This is a genomic window from Paenibacillus shirakamiensis, assembly GCF_017874255.1.
In the GTDB taxonomy this organism is placed as follows: Bacteria; Bacillota; Bacilli; order Paenibacillales; family Paenibacillaceae; genus Fontibacillus; species Fontibacillus shirakamiensis.
In genome coordinates this window covers 142,886-162,028 of the sequence record NZ_JAGGLD010000003.1, presented here as the reverse complement: position 1 = coordinate 162,028, position 19,143 = coordinate 142,886, and the positions used below count along the sequence as shown (strand labels likewise).

The 19,143-nt window shown below is 42.0% G+C and carries 19 protein-coding genes; 16 read left to right on the top strand and 3 right to left on the bottom strand.

The window, feature by feature from the left end; translation table 11 throughout:
* Positions 1–98 precede the first annotated feature (98 nt).
* The 12 genes from J2Z69_RS10145 to pduL all read left to right on the top strand — a co-directional run bounded on the left by J2Z69_RS10145 (position 99) and on the right by pduL (position 12,716).
* Positions 99–590 carry a YajQ family cyclic di-GMP-binding protein gene (locus tag J2Z69_RS10145; protein WP_209861743.1) on the top strand — a complete coding sequence of 164 codons (492 nt, stop codon included), beginning with the start codon at positions 99–101 and terminating at the stop codon, positions 588–590.
* A gap of 225 nt (positions 591–815) precedes the next feature.
* A complete protein-coding gene (gene pgsA, locus J2Z69_RS10140) occupies positions 816–1,412 on the top strand; it encodes a CDP-diacylglycerol--glycerol-3-phosphate 3-phosphatidyltransferase (protein WP_209861739.1) in 597 nt (198 codons plus the stop codon).
* Positions 1,413–1,462: 50 nt separating this feature from the next.
* A complete protein-coding gene (locus J2Z69_RS10135) occupies positions 1,463–2,728 on the top strand; it encodes a competence/damage-inducible protein A (protein ID WP_209861737.1) in 1,266 nt (421 codons plus the stop codon).
* 270 nt (positions 2,729–2,998) lie between these two features.
* Positions 2,999–4,057 (top strand): recombinase RecA, encoded by a 1,059-nt coding sequence (gene recA / locus J2Z69_RS10130; RefSeq protein WP_209861734.1) that lies wholly within the window; start codon positions 2,999–3,001, stop codon positions 4,055–4,057.
* A gap of 119 nt (positions 4,058–4,176) precedes the next feature.
* Positions 4,177–4,983, top strand: a complete 807-nt coding sequence (locus J2Z69_RS10125) for a regulatory protein RecX (protein WP_245339179.1) — start codon at positions 4,177–4,179, stop codon at positions 4,981–4,983.
* A 304-nt stretch (positions 4,984–5,287) separates the two neighbouring features.
* Positions 5,288–6,829, top strand: a complete 1,542-nt coding sequence (gene rny, locus J2Z69_RS10120; RefSeq protein ID WP_209861731.1) for a ribonuclease Y — start codon at positions 5,288–5,290, stop codon at positions 6,827–6,829.
* A gap of 109 nt (positions 6,830–6,938) precedes the next feature.
* Positions 6,939–7,733 carry a TIGR00282 family metallophosphoesterase gene (locus J2Z69_RS10115; RefSeq protein ID WP_209861728.1) on the top strand — a complete coding sequence of 265 codons (795 nt, stop codon included), beginning with the start codon at positions 6,939–6,941 and terminating at the stop codon, positions 7,731–7,733.
* A gap of 122 nt (positions 7,734–7,855) precedes the next feature.
* A complete protein-coding gene (locus tag J2Z69_RS10110) occupies positions 7,856–8,116 on the top strand; it encodes a stage V sporulation protein S (RefSeq protein WP_007430104.1) in 261 nt (86 codons plus the stop codon).
* A gap of 90 nt (positions 8,117–8,206) precedes the next feature.
* Positions 8,207–9,172, top strand: coding sequence for a dipeptidase (locus tag J2Z69_RS10105; RefSeq protein WP_209861725.1), 966 nt, complete (start codon positions 8,207–8,209; stop codon positions 9,170–9,172).
* 216 nt (positions 9,173–9,388) lie between these two features.
* Positions 9,389–11,164: a 2-oxoacid:acceptor oxidoreductase subunit alpha gene (locus J2Z69_RS10100; protein ID WP_209861722.1), complete on the top strand. Its 1,776-nt coding sequence runs from the start codon at positions 9,389–9,391 to the stop codon at positions 11,162–11,164.
* 1 nt (position 11,165) lies between these two features.
* Entirely contained in the window at positions 11,166–12,032 is an 867-nt protein-coding gene (locus J2Z69_RS10095) for a 2-oxoacid:ferredoxin oxidoreductase subunit beta (RefSeq protein WP_209861720.1), read from the top strand.
* A gap of 111 nt (positions 12,033–12,143) precedes the next feature.
* A complete protein-coding gene (gene pduL / locus J2Z69_RS10090; RefSeq protein ID WP_209861718.1) occupies positions 12,144–12,716 on the top strand; it encodes a phosphate propanoyltransferase in 573 nt (190 codons plus the stop codon).
* A gap of 497 nt (positions 12,717–13,213) precedes the next feature.
* On the opposite strand, the gene spoVAD is transcribed toward pduL, so the two are convergent.
* The 3 genes from spoVAD to J2Z69_RS10075 are packed head-to-tail and all read right to left on the bottom strand — an operon-like array spanning position 13,214 to position 15,592.
* Entirely contained in the window at positions 13,214–14,227 is a 1,014-nt protein-coding gene (gene spoVAD / locus J2Z69_RS10085; protein ID WP_209861716.1) for a stage V sporulation protein AD, read from the bottom strand.
* Positions 14,228–14,230: 3 nt separating this feature from the next.
* On the bottom strand, positions 14,231–14,719 hold the full coding sequence (spoVAC, locus tag J2Z69_RS10080; RefSeq protein ID WP_209861714.1) for a stage V sporulation protein AC: 489 nt from the start codon (positions 14,717–14,719) through the stop codon (positions 14,231–14,233).
* A gap of 12 nt (positions 14,720–14,731) precedes the next feature.
* The gene (locus J2Z69_RS10075; protein ID WP_209861712.1) at positions 14,732–15,592 is read right to left on the bottom strand and encodes a DUF421 domain-containing protein; all 861 of its coding nucleotides are present in this window, start codon (positions 15,590–15,592) and stop codon (positions 14,732–14,734) included.
* Positions 15,593–15,791: 199 nt separating this feature from the next.
* Here J2Z69_RS10075 and J2Z69_RS10070 point away from each other — a divergent pair, with 199 nt between their 5' ends.
* From J2Z69_RS10070 to J2Z69_RS10055, 4 genes are all read left to right on the top strand, one after another.
* Positions 15,792–15,998, top strand: coding sequence for a DUF1657 domain-containing protein (locus tag J2Z69_RS10070; RefSeq protein ID WP_209861710.1), 207 nt, complete (start codon positions 15,792–15,794; stop codon positions 15,996–15,998).
* 212 nt (positions 15,999–16,210) lie between these two features.
* Positions 16,211–17,758, top strand: coding sequence for a tRNA (N6-isopentenyl adenosine(37)-C2)-methylthiotransferase MiaB (miaB, locus tag J2Z69_RS10065; protein WP_209861708.1), 1,548 nt, complete (start codon positions 16,211–16,213; stop codon positions 17,756–17,758).
* 68 nt (positions 17,759–17,826) lie between these two features.
* The gene (locus tag J2Z69_RS10060; protein ID WP_209862641.1) at positions 17,827–18,240 is read left to right on the top strand and encodes a YlbF/YmcA family competence regulator; all 414 of its coding nucleotides are present in this window, start codon (positions 17,827–17,829) and stop codon (positions 18,238–18,240) included.
* 114 nt (positions 18,241–18,354) lie between these two features.
* Positions 18,355–19,131: an NUDIX domain-containing protein gene (locus J2Z69_RS10055; RefSeq protein ID WP_209861705.1), complete on the top strand. Its 777-nt coding sequence runs from the start codon at positions 18,355–18,357 to the stop codon at positions 19,129–19,131.
* Positions 19,132–19,143: the final 12 nt, after the last annotated feature.

Here is a 19,143-nt window from a genome sequence, read left to right as displayed (position 1 = left end):
TTTTGAGGAAATGTAGATAAAAGAGTGCGAATGGACTTTGTAATTACTTTCTCATATAATTATTAAATAATAGAACAAACAGGGAGTTGAGTTACTACATGAGTAGTGAAAGTTCATTTGACATTGTATCTAAGGTAGATATGGCGGAACTAACGAATGCGATTACCCAAGCAGAGCGGGAGATTGAGACTCGTTTTGACTTTAAAGGTAGCAAGAGCAGTATTAAAGTTGAAAAAGACGTACTTATTGTCATTTCAGATGATGAATATAAATTAGAGTCCGTAATTGACATTCTACAAACCAAAATGATTAAACGCTCTTTGCCCATTAAGAATTTAGAATATGGCAAAGTAGAACCGGCTTCGCTAGGTACGGTTCGTCAGCGGATTACGCTGAAATCAGGTGTGGATCAAGAAAATGCAAAAAAAATCAACATTTTGATTCGCGATTCCAAACTTAAAGTGAAAAGCCAGATTCAAGGGGATCAGATTCGAGTAACTGGAAAAAGCCGGGATGATTTGCAAGGCGTAATTCAATTGCTTCGCAAAGCTGATCTTACAGTTGACCTACAATTTACGAATATGAAATAAACCATCACATGGCTCTTTTTGAACAGGAAATTGTTCCTTTCTAAGAGCCTTGTGCCATTTTGACAGGGTATAGGGCGTATATTATACTTGTATGGATAATTAAGGACCCACGGAACATTCAGACAAATTTGGGGGATACCGATGAGAGACAGATGGAATGATACTTCATGGACGACGGTTGCTGTATACATATGGGATGTAGAATTATACGGGGAGGATAACTAGATGAATTTGCCCAACCGTATTACCCTTTTGCGAATATTTATGATTCCTTTGATGCTTGTGTTCCTGTTGGTAGACTTGGATTCAGTTACTTGGTGGTCTTATCCTTTAACTTGGGGCAATTATACGCTCCCGATGAACCACTTAATTGGGGCTTTCTTGTTTATTTTAGCAGCAAGCACGGACGGTATAGATGGTTATCTTGCGCGGAAAAATAACATGGTAACGAATCTTGGTAAGCTCTTAGATCCTCTAGCGGATAAGCTCCTTGTATCGGCTGTGTTAATCTCTTTGGTGGCATTAGGGAAATGCGATGCATGGATTGCAGTTGTCATTATTAGCCGAGAGTTTGCAGTAACTGGTCTGCGTGAAGTCGCTTTGTTGGAAGGGTCCGTAATTGCTGCAAGCAAATGGGGAAAAGCTAAGACGATTACACAGATTATAGCTATCTCTGCTTTGTTATTGAATAATTTCCCATTCGCTTGGGTGAATTTCCGTTTTGATATTGTGTCCATTTGGTTAGCTGCGATAATTACAATCTACTCAGGTGTAGATTACTTTATTAAGAACAAGAATATTATTAACATTTCTAAGATTTGAAGCAGTCCATCAACAATTCAGTGGTGAAGTAAAAGGAGCTGGAAATTCTGATGAAAGCTGAAATAATTGCTGTGGGAACGGAACTGCTCCTAGGACAAATTGTGAATACCAATGCCCGTTATCTATCAGAGGAACTGGCCGCCTTAGGTGTGGATGTCTACTTCCAGACAGTAGTAGGAGATAATTTCATTCGCTTACAACAAGCGATTCATATTGCCGAAGATCGTGCAGACATCATTATTTTCTCTGGAGGAATTGGTCCAACTCAGGATGATCTCACTAAAGATGCTTTAGCTGCGAGTCTTGGGCTTGAGCTTCACATAGACCGTCAAGCGATGGATAATGTAGAGGCGTTCTTTAAGAACCGAGGTTCTATCATGACAGAGAACAATGGGCGGCAGGCATTGGTAATAAATGGAGCGACTCCTCTTCCTAATGAAACGGGTCTGGCAGTTGGCAATGCTATTACCGTGAATAACACGCACTATGTAGTCCTTCCTGGTCCACCCAAAGAGCTGATGCCTATGTTTTATAATCAAGCAAGGCCTTGGATTTTGAGTCATGCGCTAACGGGAGAATTACCTTTGTATTCACGTATGCTCAAGTTCGCGGGAATTGGAGAGTCGGCATTAGAGACGCAATTGCTTGATCTTATAGAGAATCAGTCTGATCCTACGTTAGCCCCATATGCCAAGGAAAGTGAAGTTACGGTCAGAATCTCAACTAAAGCACAGAATACAGCGGAGGCCGACAATAAATTAAGTGCTTTACAAAAACAGATTGAGAGTCGATTGTCGAATCACTTGTACGCGGATCGTGACATTCCCATTGAGCAGGTGATTATCGAAACGATGACCGCAATGAAATTAACCGTAAGTTGTGCGGAGAGTTGTACGGGTGGACTACTTATGCAGAGTCTGACATCAATTCCTGGTAGTGCAACAGCGTTTATGGGCGGCATAGTGTGCTATTCGAACGATATGAAGCACAAGCTTCTTAATGTTCCAGCTGACTTGTTAGAAGGTGAGCATGCTCCAGGAGCGGTGAGTAAAGAGACAGCAGAAGTGTTAGCAGAGCAGATTCGGATGATCACAGATACAGACTTTGGTCTTTCTGTTACAGGCGTTGCCGGCCCTGCTTATTCTGAACGCAAGCCTGTAGGCTTGGTATACATCGCCATTTCAGAACGTGGCGGAAAGACAGTGACACATCAATTTAATTTCAAAGGCAATCGGGAAACGATCCGGATTCGCTCTGCAAAGTCCGTTTTATATCAGTTATGGCTTCGTTTGAAGGAAATTCAGAACGAAGTTTAGCTGGATAAAATCCTTGGTTTCTATTTATTGGAAGCTTGCTGAATGGGATTACTTTCAGGTATAATAGATACACGGAAGAACCGTAGATTACCCATGTGGGTGCTGCGGTTCTTTTTTGTATTGAAGAAGCAAAACTCTACATTAGAGAGTGAGGTGCTTCTTCAAAAAACGAATGTATGTTCGAAAAAAAGCTTGGCAAACGTCTGCGAACAAGGTACAATTAATTTGTAAATGATTCCTGTATGTATAATTTTGAAGGATGTGAATTCATTGTCAGATCGTCGTGCTGCGCTGGATATGGCGCTTCGTCAAATAGAAAAGCAATTTGGTAAAGGATCTATTATGAAATTGGGTGAATCCACCCATATGCAAGTGGAAGTTGTACCCAGTGGTTCTATTGCATTGGACATCGCATTAGGCATAGGGGGCTTTCCTCGCGGAAGAATTATAGAAGTATATGGCCCTGAATCTTCAGGTAAGACAACAGTGGCGCTACATGCGATTGCAGAAGTACAAAGATCAGGTGGACAGGCTGCTTTTATTGATGCAGAGCATGCGCTGGATCCTTCTTATGCTAGCAAGTTGGGCGTAAATATTGATGAACTATTGTTGTCCCAGCCGGATACTGGGGAACAAGCGCTTGAAATTGCGGAAGCATTAGTTCGTAGTGGTGCGGTTGATATCATTGTCATTGACTCCGTTGCTGCCCTTGTTCCTAAAGCTGAGATTGAGGGGGAAATGGGAGACTCTCACGTAGGTCTTCAAGCGAGATTGATGTCCCAAGCTTTACGTAAGCTTTCGGGAGCAATTAGCAAGTCGAAGACAATTGCCATTTTCATTAACCAGCTTCGTGAAAAAGTAGGTGTGATGTTTGGTAATCCAGAGACAACTCCAGGCGGACGAGCTTTGAAATTCTATTCGACTATTCGTCTAGATGTACGCCGAATTGAGAGTATTAAGATGGGCAATGACATTGTAGGTAACCGTACGCGTGTCAAAGTAGTGAAGAACAAAGTTGCCCCGCCTTTCAAACAAGCGGAAGTAGATATTATGTACGGCGAAGGAATCTCTAGAGAAGGTAGCTTGATTGATATCGGCGTAGAGAAGGATATTGTAGATAAGAGTGGTGCCTGGTATTCCTACTCTGGAGAACGTCTAGGTCAAGGACGTGAGAATGCTAAGCAGTTCCTTAAGGAACACGCTGAGATTGCTCAAGTGGTTGAACAAAAGATTCGTGAGGCTAGCAATCTGACGAATGTAGTCCCTGAGGTTACTTCAAGCGAATTAGAAGAAGAATCTAAAGAAGAAAAAGCACTTTTTGAAGAATAGATAATTAAATGCAGTGGCGTTTTGATTTGCAGATTATATTTCTGCAGTCAAAGCGCTTCTTTTCTTATACAACATACCTTTTTGTAATGTAAGATTAGGTAATGGTCAGGAGGCTAACAATGAATAAGGCGAAAGATTTGGTCAATCATGGGATTTGCGATATATCCGATGGCCTCGTTCCTATAGATCTCGAGCTTATGGATAGTGAAGAGGAACATGGGGAGGAGCCAGATAGACTGCATGGTTTTCCAGAAGATGGCGAAATTGAAGTTACCTCTGTAGAAGTGATAAAGCGCCCAAAGAATCGCTTTTTAATTCGATTTGGGGAAATATCCGTAACTGTACATGAAGATATACTAATTAAATATAGAATGACCAAGGGATCATTATTCACGAAGAAAGATCTTTCAAATATTATTATCGCTGATGAGCGACAAATTGCTTATGTTGAGTCGCTCAGTTATTTAAGTAGGAAACCTCGAACAGCTTTAGAAATTCATCGTAAATTAAATGAAAAAGGTTGCGAAGAGCAGGCGATTATGGAGACATTGCAACGATTGATAAAGGAAGGGCTTATAGACGATGCTATGTACGCTCAGGAATGGGCTAATCAGCGCGTGCGGAGCCGCGGTAAGGGAAAGCTCTGGGTAAGACAGGAACTCCGTCAGAAAGGGGTCTCCAAGCCTCTGATTGAGGAAGCTCTAAGCAATGTATCAGAAGAGGATGAATATTCCAGTGCCCTTGCACTTGGAAGAAAGAAGTGGAGACAAACCCACGGTGAGCCCACGGATCGTAAAAGAAAAACGGGAGCTTTCTTATTACGTCGTGGATACTCGAGTAGCCTATCCTCAAAAGTAATACGAGAACTGTTGGAAGAAGATTCTATTTTATTGGAAGAAGATGAAGATTATGGGCATTCTACTTAAGGATACCTTACATGGAGCCTTCATACGCTTGACAATTTCTTTCATCAAATAATAAAATATACTTGAATCTATTTGCATAGAGTCTATTTATACCTTCATTACATTCTGACTTCTATTGTAAGATTCTTTTAACCACCGCATGGAGGAACTGGTTTGGTTGTATAGCTTCTAAGCTTAATACAGTCAGGACAGTTAATGTTTCGGTAAATGATTTGGGTTCATATGTATGAAGATGAATGTACATTATTAACAATCACACATCCCAGGGAAATGCCTTGGAGTAATCAACGAGGAGGTGAACAGAATGCAGCCTTGGCTAGCAATTATTCTCGTTGTGGTCGCATTATTCTTAGGGTTCGTGATCGGATATTTTATTCGCAAGTCTCTTGCAGAAGCTAAGATTTCCAGTGCAGAACATGCTGCAACCCAAATCCTGGAGGGCGCCAGGAAGGATGCAGAAGCATTGAAAAAAGAAACAGTTCTTGAAGCGAAGGATGAAGTCCATAAGCTAAGAGCTGAAGCTGAGAAAGACATTCGTGAGCGTCGAAATGAAAATCAACGACTTGAAAGACGATTGTTGCAAAAAGAAGAGTCGCTGGATAAAAAATTGGAATCACTGGAACGTAAAGAAGAACAAGTGGCCAGCAAAGAGAAACGTATTGAAGAAACTCAACAACAAATTGATTTGATTTACAAAAATCAAGTGACTGAATTGGAACGAATCTCTAACTTAACAACGGAAGATGCACGAAGCATCATTTTGACCAACGTGGAGCAGGAAGTTCGCCATGAAACGGCACAGCTTATCAAAGATATTGAGCAACAAGCAAAAGAAGAAGCTGATAAGAAATCTCGCGAAATTATTACCCTCGCGATTCAGCGTTGTGCTGCAGACCATGTGGCAGAGACTACTGTTTCTGTTGTCACCTTGCCTAATGAAGAAATGAAGGGTCGTATTATTGGACGCGAAGGTCGTAATATCCGTGCACTAGAGACACTAACGGGAATTGATCTTATTATCGATGATACTCCAGAAGCAGTTATTCTATCCGGCTTCGATCCGATTCGTAGAGAAATTGCCCGTACTGCTCTTGAGAAATTAGTAGCAGATGGTCGAATTCACCCTGCGCGTATCGAAGAAATGGTGGAAAAATCTCGTCGTGAAGTGGATGAGCGAATTCGCGAATACGGAGAACAAGCTACTTTTGAAGTGGGCGTACATGCGCTTCATCCAGATCTTATTAAGATTTTAGGTAGACTCAAATTCCGGACAAGTTACGGCCAAAATGTACTGAAGCACTCCATGGAAGTAGCTTATCTTGCAGGTCTCATGGCAGGAGAGCTAGGAGAAGATATCGTTCTGGCCAAACGTGCAGGTCTATTACATGATATTGGTAAAGCACTGGATCATGAAGTAGAAGGCTCTCATGTTGAGATTGGCGTAGAGCTTGCTAAGAAGTATAAGGAACATCCTGTAGTTATTAACAGTATTGCGTCGCATCATGGAGATGTAGAAGCAACATCCGTCATTGCCATGTTGGTAGGTGCCGCAGATGCTTTATCTGCTGCAAGACCAGGTGCTCGTCGTGAGACACTTGAGACGTACATCCGCCGCTTAGAGAAGCTGGAGGAGATTTCTGAATCCTTCGAAGGTGTGGAGAAATCCTATGCGATTCAGGCAGGACGTGAAGTTCGCGTTATGGTACAGCCTGAGAAGATTGATGATGCGGAAAGTTTCCGCTTAGCGCGTGATATTACGAAGATGATTGAGAATGAACTGGATTATCCAGGACATATTAAAGTCACCGTAATTCGCGAGACTAGAGCGGTTGAATACGCGAAGTAATATAGAGTGATTAGGGAGGTGGCCCCGCTATTGGGGCCGCTTTTTCATTTGTGGGATATAACGTAAGAATGAAATGGCTCGGTAAGAGGAGAAGGGATGAATATGAACTATGAAAGTGTTATTTATCGGAGACATTTGCGGGAATACCGGGCGAAATGCCTTAAGAACTACACTACCCATTTTAAAATCGAAATATAATCCTCATATCATCATTGCGAACGGGGAGAATGCAGCTTCAGGGAGAGGAATTACACAGGGGATAGCTCGAGAATTTTTTGAACTAGGAGTTCATGGGCTGACCATGGGGAATCACACTTGGGACAACAAAGAAATTTTTGATTTCATTGATGATGAATCCCGAATGATTCGTCCCGCCAACTTTCCACCGGGAACGCCGGGCCGCGGAGATACTGTCATTAAAGCCGGGGGTAAAGAACTCGCCATAGTCAATCTACAAGGGAGAACGTTTCTTCCCGCAATAGATTGTCCTTTTCGAGCTGCGGATGAAATTGTAGATCGTCTTAGAGCGAAGCACAAACATATTCTAGTAGATTTTCATGCTGAAGCAACATCCGAAAAAATCGCTATGGGATATCATTTAGAGGGAAGAGCGTCCATCGTTGTGGGAACCCATACGCATGTTCAGAGCAATGATGATGTGATTCTACCACAAGGGACCGCATATATTACTGATGTAGGGATGGTAGGCTCTAGAGAAGGAATTTTAGGGATGGAAAAGGATGCTGTACTACGAAAATTTCAATATCAGCTTCCGGTAAGATTTCAAGTCGATGCAGGAAAATGGCACTTCCATGCAGTGATTGTAGATTTGGATGATACAACAGGGAGAGCCAAAAGTATCACAAAAATCAGATTGCTCGAAGACGAATGGATCATGAACTAGGACCTCTTAGGTAACTGGGATTAATTTACAGATGATTGAATGGGAAAAGAAGGAATCTTTCTGAATCTCACGAATAGGATTAAACAGTGGAATCCATTCATCATTCCCAGGAGGTACTAATCATGGACGTATTAAAAGTTTCGGCAAAATCCAACCCCAACTCCGTTGCTGGCGCACTGGCAGGCGTGTTAAGAGAACGTGGCAATGCCGAACTTCAGGCAATTGGAGCGGGTGCGCTTAATCAGGCTATAAAAGCGGTAGCTATCGCCAGAGGATTTGTGGCTCCAAGTGGTGTGGACCTGATTTGTATTCCTGCATTTACTGACATTGTAATCGATGGAGAAGATCGCACGGCAATTAAGCTAATTGTGGAGCCTAGATAATATGCGCGATTATTAACGGCCTGTTTACAGTATCTGTAGACAGGCTTTTTTGCGTTGACCTTTTACAATGGCCCGCTAGGAGGTAGAGGTATGAATCACAAAGTTATTGATTTTCATTGTGACGTTCTATGTAAACTACAAATGAATGAGTCGCTAACATTTGATGAAGACCTGAGGTTAAGCGTCAATCGAAAACGTATCAGCGAAGGGCAAGTAGCAGTGCAAGTCTTTGCTATCTTTATAGCTGAACGCTTAGGTGAACCTCGAATCTATCATGTCTTAGATCAATTACAGCTCTTTATGCGCAAAGTAGTTCCAACAGGGATTACACCTCTACTCTGGAAAGAAGATGTCCTCAATCATTTAGATTCTGATGTTACTCCTCAAGCGTTGTTGTCCCTAGAGGGAGCTGCAGCTCTAGAAAGTAATCTGGATTATGTAAAGTTATGTTTTGAACAAGGAATCCGCATTTTGGGCTTGGCTTGGAATCATGCCAACTGGGCTGTAGATGGAGTGATGGAACCTCGGAATGGAGGATTCACATTAAAAGGGCTTCAGTTAGTCCAGGCCTGCCATGACCTAGGAATGTTACTAGATGTATCCCACCTTTCAGAGCAGGGCTTCTGGGAGCTTGCAGCGATTGCTGAGGCGAAGTCAATTCCCTTCATTGCCTCCCATTCCAATGCCTATCAGATATGTGATCATCCCCGTAACTTGAAAAATAATCAGATTCAAACTCTAATTCAATTAAAAGGAAGAATAGGCATCACATTTGTTCCAAGGTTTGTAAAAAAGGGTAATAAGGTAACAATAGGAGATATACTGATGCATTTAGAACACATCTGTTCTTTGGGTGGGGAGAATATCATTATGTTTGGTTCTGATTTTGATGGAATCGATCAATATGTTGAAGGATTAGAACATAGTGGGCATTATTCAGTGCTTATTAATGAACTCTTGAAAGTATATTCGGAGACATTGGTTCAGAAGTGGACCTATGGGAATGCGAGTTCATTTTTGAGAACCAATCTACCAGTGAGAAAGAAAACGCTTTAATCCATCTTGGGTCGAGATTGATTCGATCGAAAACAACTATATGAAAATGTCGAGAAAACGCTTGCTTTTTAAACGCTATCGACATAAAATTGACATGGTTGTGAAACAGAATATTCATAAATGACATGGGTAATTGGTCCTATAGTCTCTATTATTCTTCTGTATTCATGCATGTATAATTCTCCTAATGCGATACGATTGAAGGGGTGGGCGATCTTGATTAGTCAATTATCATGGAAGATCGGTGGACAGCAAGGCGAAGGCGTTGAAAGTACTGACCGAATTTTCTCAACAGCACTGAACAGACTAGGATATTATTTATATGGATACCGTCATTTCTCTTCACGGATTAAGGGCGGACACACGAACAACAAAATTCGTATAAGCACGAAACCCATTCGGGCAATCTCGGATGATCTGGATATACTGGTAGCGTTTGACCAAGAAAGTATTGATTTTAATGCGCATGAACTTCGCGAAGGTGGCGTAGTTGTAGCGGATGCAAAATTTAATCCAACGATTCCAGATGAATCTAAAACAAAATTATTTGCTGTACCGATTACAGCGATTGCTGAGGAATTGGGAACATCTTTGATGAAGAACATGGTGGCTTCTGGAGCTTCTTGGGCTTTGCTTGGACTTCCTTTGGAAGTATTCAACAAAGCGGTAGAAGAGGAATTTGGACGTAAAGGTCCAGCTATTGTTGAAAAGAACATCGAGGCTGTACGCCGCGGTGCTGAATATGTATTAGAACTTGCGGGTGGACCGATTGAAGGCTTAAAGCTTGAGCCTGCAGATGGTGAACAGAAACTATTTATGATTGGTAACGATGCAATCGCTCTTGGAGCGTTGGCAGCTGGATGCCGTATTATGAGTGCATACCCCATTACTCCAGCTTCCGAAATTATGGAGTACCTAATCAAGAAATTGCCTAAATTCGGTGGAACAGTCGTTCAAACTGAGGATGAAATTGCGGCAATTACAATGGCAATTGGCTCCAACTACGCTGGAGTAAGAACAATGACCGCTTCTGCGGGTCCAGGTCTAGCTTTGATGATGGAAGCCATTGGTCTTGCGGGGATGACAGAGACGCCTGTAGTCATCGTAGATACACAACGTGGTGGTCCTTCTACGGGGCTTCCAACTAAGCAAGAGCAAAGTGATATCAATGCGCTCATTTACGGTACTCACGGGGAGATCCCTAAGATTGTCCTTTCCCCAAGTTCAATTGAAGAGTGCTTCTATGATACAATTCATGCTTTTAACTTAGCTGAAGAATATCAAGTGCCTGTTATTTTAGCGACAGACCTTCAATTATCCTTAGGTAAACAATCTTGTGATGTATTGGATTACAACAAAATTGTGATCAATCGTGGCAAAATTGCCTCGGACATTCCAGATCGTGAAGATGGTAGCTTATTCAAACGTTTCGAGCTTACTGAGGATCATGTATCCACTAGAGCATTACCTGGAACGAAGAATGGTATCCATCATGTAACGGGTGTAGAACACGATGAATCGGGACGTCCTTCAGAAAGCCCAATTAATCGGAAAAATATGATGGATAAACGTCTATCTAAGCTAGACAATCTCAAAGTTGAGAATGCAGTTCATGTACAGGCTACTCATGAAGAACCAGATCTTTTGATCATCGGTATGGGCTCTACTGGAGGAACAATCGACCAAGCACGTATTCATCTAGAAGCTGAGGGTATTAAGACTAGTCACTTAACAGTTCGTCTACTTCACCCGTTCCCAGTTAATGACGTATTACCGCACTTGCAAAAAGCGAAAAAGGTAATCGTACTAGAGAATAATGCTACAGGTCAATTAGCTGATTTGATCAAACTTAATGTTGGATTCCGCGAGAAAATCAACAATGTTCTTAAATATGATGGTAATCCGTTCCTTCCATCCGAAGTTTATGCAGAAAGCAAGAAAGTCCTTAGCAGTGAAGATTCTGCTGAGAAACTAAGCAAGGAGTTGGTATAACATGGCAACGTTTAAAGAGTTCCGTAATAATGTAAAACCGAACTGGTGTCCAGGTTGCGGAGACTTCTCCGTACAAGCTGCCATTCAGCGTGCCGCTGCCAACTCGGGTCTGGAACCAGAACAGCTTGCCGTAATTTCAGGTATTGGATGTTCTGGACGGATTTCTGGTTATATTAATGCCTACGGATTGCACGGGATTCATGGACGTTCACTCCCTATTGCTCAAGGTGTGAAGCTTGCCAATCGCGACTTGACAGTTATTGCTTCTGGCGGTGACGGAGATGGTTTTGCGATCGGGATGGGCCATACCATTCACGCAATTCGTCGTAATATTAATATGACGTACATTGTTATGGATAATCAGATTTATGGACTAACAAAAGGTCAGACTTCACCACGAAGCAGTGAAGGATTTAAGACAAAGAGTACTCCAGAAGGTTCAATCGAGACTACATTGTCACCTCTTGAGATTGCTCTTTCCGCGGGCGCTACATTTGTCGCTCAATCTTTCTCAAGTGATCTTAAGCAGCTTACTTCGCTTATCGAACAAGGTATTCAGCATGAAGGATTCTCCTTAATCAACGTATTTAGCCCTTGTGTAACATTCAACAAGGTGAACACGTATGATTGGTTCAAAGAGAATATTGTGAACTTGGAATCGGTCCCTGATTATGATCCTACAAACCGAATTCAAGCGATGACGAAGCTCATGGAGACGAATAGCATGATTACAGGCTTAATTTATCAAAATAAAGCGAAGAGAAGTTATGAGAATTTGGTCACCGGCTTTAAGGAACAACCGCTAGTGCATCAAGATCTTACGCTTTCTGAGTCTGATTTTGACAAATTGGTTGCAGAATTCAGATAATACACTCATCAAGGTGATCGGGTTTCCCCGGTCACCTTTTTATTTGTCCTATAAAGATGTATAATGGTAAGCGATTTGAAAGACCCTAGACATAAAGAGGAGTGACCTACTGTGAGTAAAATCGTACCTGTTGGCGTATCAGCACGTCATATTCATTTAACCCAAGAAGACATTGAAACTTTGTTCGGACAAGGATATAAATTAACGGAATTTAAGCCATTGTCCCAGCCGGGTCAATTTGCTGCAAATGAAACTGTTGTGGTAAAAGGCACTAAAGGTCAATTTGACAAAGTTCGTATTTTGGGACCAGCGCGTCCAGCCTCTCAACTTGAAATATCTCGCACTGACGCTTTTGCGATTGGTGTTAAAGCTCCTGTTCGGGAATCGGGTAGAATTGACGGAACCCCTGGGATTACAATCCAAGGACCAGCTGGCGAAGTTCAACTAGAGCAAGGTGTAATTGTAGCAGCACGCCATATTCATTTCCATACCTCCGATGCTGAGCAATGGGGAATTAAAGATCAACAATTGCTTAAAGTACGTTTGGGCGGGGAACGCGGTTTAACTTTTGACAATGTAATTGCACGGGTCTCTGAATCCTTCGCGTTAGATATGCATATTGATACTGATGAAGCGAATGCTGCTGGCGCTAAGACCGGAGATACTGCAGAAATCGTAGAATAAAATACTATACACTTAAAAAGAGATCTGGCCTTGGGCTGGGTCTTTTTTTTATATGAAAAATTACGTACTAAGATAATTAAAAGAAGAAAATAAAGACCAGATCAGCGGATTAGAACAGAATCAGGAATGAAGCAAATCAGAACCTAAGTGGAACTAAAGCAGAACCTAAGTAGAACTAAAGTAGAACTAAAGTAAGAATTAGAGGAGAACTAAAGTAAGAACTAAAGCTAAGTAGAACAAAGCATGACAGAGTAGAAGCTAAGAGAAAGAAGCATAACTATAAAGAGCAGTTTAATCAGGGGTGCAAATAAGCAACATAGTAGAGGAAAAAAACAAAGAGCAAGGCATTCTAATCTTAAAAATACAATAAAGATGAGGCGTTTTTAATTATTGAAGTTTGATTTTTGGATATATGCTTATTAATTATAAGAATTATATAGATATAGAAAAAAGGTATATCTGAAAAGCGTAAATTGCAGTGCACAAAAAGACGCCTTTTAGGCGTCTTGATTCTCAAGTGATATCGCATGAGCAATGCAGGGAATGGTCTCTTTTTGCTGATAGGAGAGAGGGGATAAAAGGGCTCCTGTCGCGACTACTAGGATGCGATTAAGCTCTCTTTTGCGCATCCGCTTGAGCAGGTGCCCATAAGTGACTACGGCAGAGCATGCACAACCACTGGCTCCGGCTTGAACATTTTGAGTGTTGTAATCGTAAATCATCATACCGCAGTCTTTATATTCTGTCTGATGGATGGGAAAATTGTGCTTGTTGAACAAATCGTTAGCAATGGCATACCCTACTTTAGATAGATCACCTGTCACAATTAAGTCATAATAGCTGGGTTCAATCTGGAGGTCGCGAAAATGCGCTTCAATGGTGTCTACGGCCGCAGGAGCCATGGCTGCTCCCATATTAAAAGGGTCACTTATGCCCATATCAATGACCCGGCCTATGGTGGCGGAAGTTATGGAAGGACCTTCCCCGGATGGAGCAACGACGACGGTTCCCGCGCCGGTCACCGTATACTGCGCTGTTGGTGGTTTTTGGCTACCATATTCAGTAGGGTATCTGAACTGCTTCTCGACGCTGGCATTGTGACTGCAAGTCCCCGCAAGTACATACTTAGAACCGCCGTAATTTGTAACAAAAGCGGCTAAAGCTAGTCCCTCCATGGAAGTTGAACAAGCGCCAAACAGTCCCAGATATGGAATAGATAACGTTCTTGCCGCGAAGCTACTGCTGATAATCTGGTTCATCAAGTCACCGCCAAAATGAAAAGACATATCTTCTTTGGTCAGTCCTGCATGTTCAATGGCCAGTTTGGCGGATTCTTCAATCAAAGTTTTCTCCGCTTTTTCCCAGCTATCTTGACCGATGTATAGATCTCCATGAATAATATCAAAATCTTCCGCAAGAGGTCCTTTTCCTTCAAAGGGTCCTACAACGGTTGCGCTAGATATAATCTTTGGTTTATTCTCGAACACCCAACTCTGATGACCTTTTAACATGATCTAATGACCTCCTGAGAACCCGGGAATAAATATCAGATGGAACAAGGCGATAATGAACGCAGCAACGGTACCATACACGATAACGGGTCCAGCTAACTTGAACATTCCGGCCCCGACTCCTAGAACAAGACCTTCGCTTTTGCTTTCAATAGCAGAGGATGCCATAGCATTGGCAAACCCCGTAACGGGCACTGCGGTTCCAGCACCTGCCCATTGGGCAATTTTATCGTAGACCCCAAAGCAAGTTAAAATTACTGAAATCAGAATCAGAACAGCCACGGTAGGATCGCCAGCTTTTTTTACATTAAAGCCTCCATAATGGATGAAAGCCTGCCTAATGCATTCGCCTAGAAGACATATACAGCCGCCAACCAAAAAGGCGATGATGCAATTTTTTAAGACAGGTCGCTTGGGCTCATGCTTTTGGGACATTTCGTTATACTCCTGCTGCACAGGAGTGAGCTTTTTATTCTTTTTTTTGCTAGGCATGCAGGTGACCTCCTACCTTGTAAGTAGATATTCTAAGTCGAGAATGATTTGTTTCAACTGAATGGAACTCTGCTCGTACATTTTTTTGGCTTCTTTGTTTTGTGTGCCTAAAGAGAATAGTTCAAGATCGGCCTCGATTTTCTTAAGATCTGCTCGTAGAACTGCTCTTTCTTGGGGTTCGGGCACTTTAATCTGATCATCATACAAATCAACGTATAATCCCCCGAATGCATCGACTTGTCCTAAAAATACATTGTCTAAAGAAACCCCGATTTTCTCTAATTCGCGATGGAGCCAGTTTATATTTCGTCCAATTGTGGCTAAAGGTTCTTCCATAATGACTCCGTCTAATATGATGGTCTGTGGTTCCACTTCAGGAGCTACCTTTACCCCAAGCAAGGAGGGTGTGAGAGGTTGGTATTCTTTTTTTAGCATAATATTGATCTCGCCACTTACTTCCATCAGGGCAAATTCAACTTCGGCTGCTCGAAAAACACTTTTTTTACGTAATTGTTGCAGTAATTCTTCGTTCGTTAACTTTTCTTTCTTTAGATTGTCTTCAAGGATCTTGCCATCTTTAATTAAAACGGTTGCGCTGCTATCAATGAGATCTCTAGCCTTCTTGCTTTTTATCTCTAGAAACTCAATCGATATGCAGATGAGAACCCACACACTGAGCGATATTATCCCTAAGAACCATTTGGATTCAATATCTAAGGAGACGGTGGCGGCCAAATCCCCGATTGTGATCCCTGTTATATATTCAAAGAAGGAAAGCTGAGAGATCTGGCGTTTGCCAAGTAATCTTGTGAGTATGAATAGAAACAGTACTGCTGTTACCGTTCTAATGATGACCTCTGCCCAATCCGGCATGTCTCTACCCCTTTCTGTTCAAGGCTGCTCTACCATAAAGTATGGCAATGTGTGCCTGAAATTATTTGCACAAAGAGGCAAAGAGGTTCGAGAATCCATGGATAAACAGGGGATTCATACCAGTACACTGAATGCCTGTATAAATCACAAAGGTAAAGGTTAAATTAGGTGCTCAAACCGCGAAGGAGGTGAGTTAAACATGACTGTAGCATCCCAAGTGAAAACAACGGTAGCCTCTCTAAAAAGTGCTCAAGCGAGTTTAGAATCTTTTGCCTTAAGTACACAAAATCAAGAAGCCAAAAACTTATTTACAACGGCTGCTGAACAAACGCAACAAATCGTGGATCAAGTAGAGACTCGGGTACAACAATTAGAGAGCGAAGAACCCCAATATAAAGGTTTCTAAGCCTTATTCATGTTATAACTTATGCAACAAGACCAACCTGAACCGCTTCTGTAGAAGCGGTTCTTTGTCTATGCATATTAGCTTTGACCAATAGGAAGCGTATAGATAACAGTCAATAGGTATGTTATAATTTGGTGTAATGCCTTTAAGATATTTATGTTCCGCATTTATGCGGGAAGGGATAGATGATTCGAAGGAGTGAACCGTACACTATGACGGAAAACAAAAAGGATTACTCCAAATATTTTGATTTTTCAGATGCAAAAATTTTGTCTGAGGATGAACATGGCAAAAAAATTCGCATCCGGGGTAGAGATATCCATATTATGTCCGAGCCTAACTCGCGTCAAGAAAAACAGCGCGGAAAGCAAGACGTGAAAGTATTATATGAACAAACCGTTCCAAGTGAATTAAAAACTTTAGGAATCGGAAAACACTACATTGTGTATACGTTTGGTTGTCAGATGAACGAACATGATTCTGAGACCATTAAAGGCTTTTTAGAAGAGATGGGTTATCAGCCCACCGAGGATCGCATGCAGGCTGATATTATATTACTCAATACTTGTGCTATACGGGAGAATGCCGAAGATAAAGTGTTTGGTGAATTAGGACATTTGAAGACTTTGAAGCTTCAGAAACCGGGGCTGATCCTCGGGGTATGTGGATGTATGTCGCAGGAAGAAAACGTAGTCAATCGGATCATGCAGAAGCATAGCTTCGTAGATATGATTTTTGGAACACATAATATTCATCGTCTCCCGTATCTAGTTCAAGAGGCGCTCTTCAGTAAAGAAATGGTAATTGAAGTATGGTCTAAAGAAGGCGATATTGTCGAGAATCTTCCGAAAAAACGGGAAGGTATGCGTGCTTGGGTGAACATTATGTATGGCTGTGATAAGTTCTGTACGTACTGTATCGTTCCTTTCACCCGAGGTAAGGAGAGAAGTCGGCGTCCTGAGGATGTTATCTCGGAGATGCGTGAACTTGCTCGTCAAGGTTTTAAGGAAGTCACCCTATTAGGACAAAATGTAAATGCTTACGGTAAAGACTTTACAGACATCACATATAGCTTCGCGAATCTGATGGATGATCTGAGATTAATTGATATTCCTCGGATTCGTTTTATGACCTCCCATCCCCGTGATTTTGATGATCATCTGATCGAAGTTTTAGCTAAAGGCGGCAATTTAGTGGAACATATCCACTTGCCTGTTCAGTCAGGTAGTACGCAAATTTTGAAGAAAATGAGTCGTAAATATTCACGTGAGCACTATCTGGAGCTTGCTCGAAAGATTAAGCAATTCATACCGAATGCGGTGCTAACCACCGACATTATCGTAGGATTCCCGGGTGAGACGGAAGAAGAGTTCGAGGATACGCTCTCTCTTGTGAGAGAAGTCGGATATGAATCCGCGTATACATTCATTTATTCACCGCGTGAGGGTACACCCGCTGCAGTTATGGAGGATAATGTACCTCTAGAAGTGAAAAAAGCCCGTCTACAGCGTCTAAATGAAGCGATTAATCTGAATAGTCGCAAAAGCAATGAACAGGTTGTAGGCTCCATTGTAGAAGTGCTTGTAGAAGGCGAGAGCAAAAACAATGCACATGTTCTCGCAGGACGTACACGCAGCAACAAATTAGTTCATTTTGAAGGCTCAGCAGATCTCGTAGGAACTTTTGTTCAAGTTGAGATCACGGACCCCATGACTTGGTACATTAAAGGAAAGATCATCACGGAGTCCGTAATTGTATAAGCGATGCCAGACCGAAATATAGAATAAATGGGGGAACCACCGTGGAACAGCAATTTAATGATTGCGGCATGCCAACCTTTAACAATCGTAATCTTGTCATTCGTGATGATATTATGTCAAAAGCTAGAGAATTAGCGGACTTGATTGGCACCAGTGAAGAAGTTCAGCACTTCAAAAAGGCGGAGGAAAAGATTAAGCGTCATGAACGGGTTCAGGGTCTTATCCAAGTCATCAAGAAGAAACAAAAAGAAATTGTGGCCTTCGAAAGTTTTGAGAATAAAACGATGGTAGCTAAGATCGAGAAAGAAATTGAAGAACTTCAAGATGAGATTGATAGCATTCCTCTCGTAAATGAGTTCCAGCAGAGCCAAACGGACATTAACTATTTGCTTCAACTCGTGATGTCCGTAATTCGTGATACGGTCTCTGAGAAAGTGACTGTGGAAGAAGGCAGTACACCGGCACCTAGCCAGTGCGACTAATTACATTACAAACGGAAGGTGCGGGGGTATTTACTCGCACTTTTTACTTTTTAAGGCTTTTTCTAATTGGTTAAATATAAATACCATTATAAATACGAAGATGTGGTGAAGATAATGACAAGCGAACTGGATCCGAAACAACAATATGATGCTAAAAAATATCGTACGCCTGATGGCATACCGGCCGATATTGTGATGTTCACACTGACTCGGCAGGAGCGTAGGGCTGCGACAAAGTCTTTACCTAGATTTGATCTCAAAGTTATGTTAATTCGCAGAAAAAGTTGGCCTTTTGCAGGAGCATGGGCCTTACCGGGTGGCTTTTCTCAAGAAAGCGAATCGCTATACGAGACTGCCCGTCGTGAATTGAAAGAAGAAACCGGTGTAGATGAGGGCCATTTAGAGTATCTTGGCGTATACAGCACCCCGGGCCGAGACCCAAGAGGATGGATTATATCACATGCTTTTTTCGCTTTGGTGGAGGAATGGGTACTTGAGAAGAGACAAGCGGCTGACGACGCTCAGACCGTGGGGCTTTTTACTGTTCAAGAAGCTCTGCATGAGCTGGAACTTGCCTTCGACCATCGAGAAATCTTGCAAGATGCTTATCGCAAAATTCAGGAACAGATGTTACAGACCACCATTGCCAAGCAATTTTTACCTGAACATTTCACCTTAAGTGAATTGTATCAAGTGATTCAGACCGTGGTACCGGATTTTGCAGAGCTGAATTTCATTCGAAAAATCACATCTACACGCAGTCGTCAAGGGATTTTGGAGGAGGCTCGTAGCGAAGAAGGAGTACCTCTGTTATCTAATCAGTATTCTCAGCGCCCAGCGCAGTTGTACAAATTCACAGACTTTACGCCTCGATTATCGATTTATACGTAACAATTCATTTAC

Bases quoted from the DNA above. Each gene is read 5' to 3' on its own strand.
- J2Z69_RS10145 (WP_209861743.1), top strand. From the start codon at position 99: ATGAGTAGTGAAAGTTCATTTGACATTGTATCTAAGGTAGATATGGCG.
- pgsA (WP_209861739.1), top strand. From the start codon at position 816: ATGAATTTGCCCAACCGTATTACCCTTTTGCGAATATTTATGATTCCT.
- J2Z69_RS10135 (WP_209861737.1), top strand. From the start codon at position 1,463: ATGAAAGCTGAAATAATTGCTGTGGGAACGGAACTGCTCCTAGGACAA.
- J2Z69_RS10125 (WP_245339179.1), top strand. From the start codon at position 4,177: ATGAATAAGGCGAAAGATTTGGTCAATCATGGGATTTGCGATATATCC.
- rny (WP_209861731.1), top strand. From the start codon at position 5,288: ATGCAGCCTTGGCTAGCAATTATTCTCGTTGTGGTCGCATTATTCTTA.
- J2Z69_RS10115 (WP_209861728.1), top strand. From the start codon at position 6,939: ATGAAAGTGTTATTTATCGGAGACATTTGCGGGAATACCGGGCGAAAT.
- J2Z69_RS10110 (WP_007430104.1), top strand. From the start codon at position 7,856: ATGGACGTATTAAAAGTTTCGGCAAAATCCAACCCCAACTCCGTTGCT.
- J2Z69_RS10105 (WP_209861725.1), top strand. From the start codon at position 8,207: ATGAATCACAAAGTTATTGATTTTCATTGTGACGTTCTATGTAAACTA.
- J2Z69_RS10095 (WP_209861720.1), top strand. From the start codon at position 11,166: ATGGCAACGTTTAAAGAGTTCCGTAATAATGTAAAACCGAACTGGTGT.
- spoVAD (WP_209861716.1), bottom strand. From the start codon at position 14,227: ATGTTAAAAGGTCATCAGAGTTGGGTGTTCGAGAATAAACCAAAGATT.
- spoVAC (WP_209861714.1), bottom strand. From the start codon at position 14,719: ATGCCTAGCAAAAAAAAGAATAAAAAGCTCACTCCTGTGCAGCAGGAG.
- J2Z69_RS10075 (WP_209861712.1), bottom strand. From the start codon at position 15,592: ATGCCGGATTGGGCAGAGGTCATCATTAGAACGGTAACAGCAGTACTG.
- J2Z69_RS10070 (WP_209861710.1), top strand. From the start codon at position 15,792: ATGACTGTAGCATCCCAAGTGAAAACAACGGTAGCCTCTCTAAAAAGT.
- miaB (WP_209861708.1), top strand. From the start codon at position 16,211: ATGACGGAAAACAAAAAGGATTACTCCAAATATTTTGATTTTTCAGAT.
- J2Z69_RS10060 (WP_209862641.1), top strand. From the start codon at position 17,827: ATGCCAACCTTTAACAATCGTAATCTTGTCATTCGTGATGATATTATG.
- J2Z69_RS10055 (WP_209861705.1), top strand. From the start codon at position 18,355: ATGACAAGCGAACTGGATCCGAAACAACAATATGATGCTAAAAAATAT.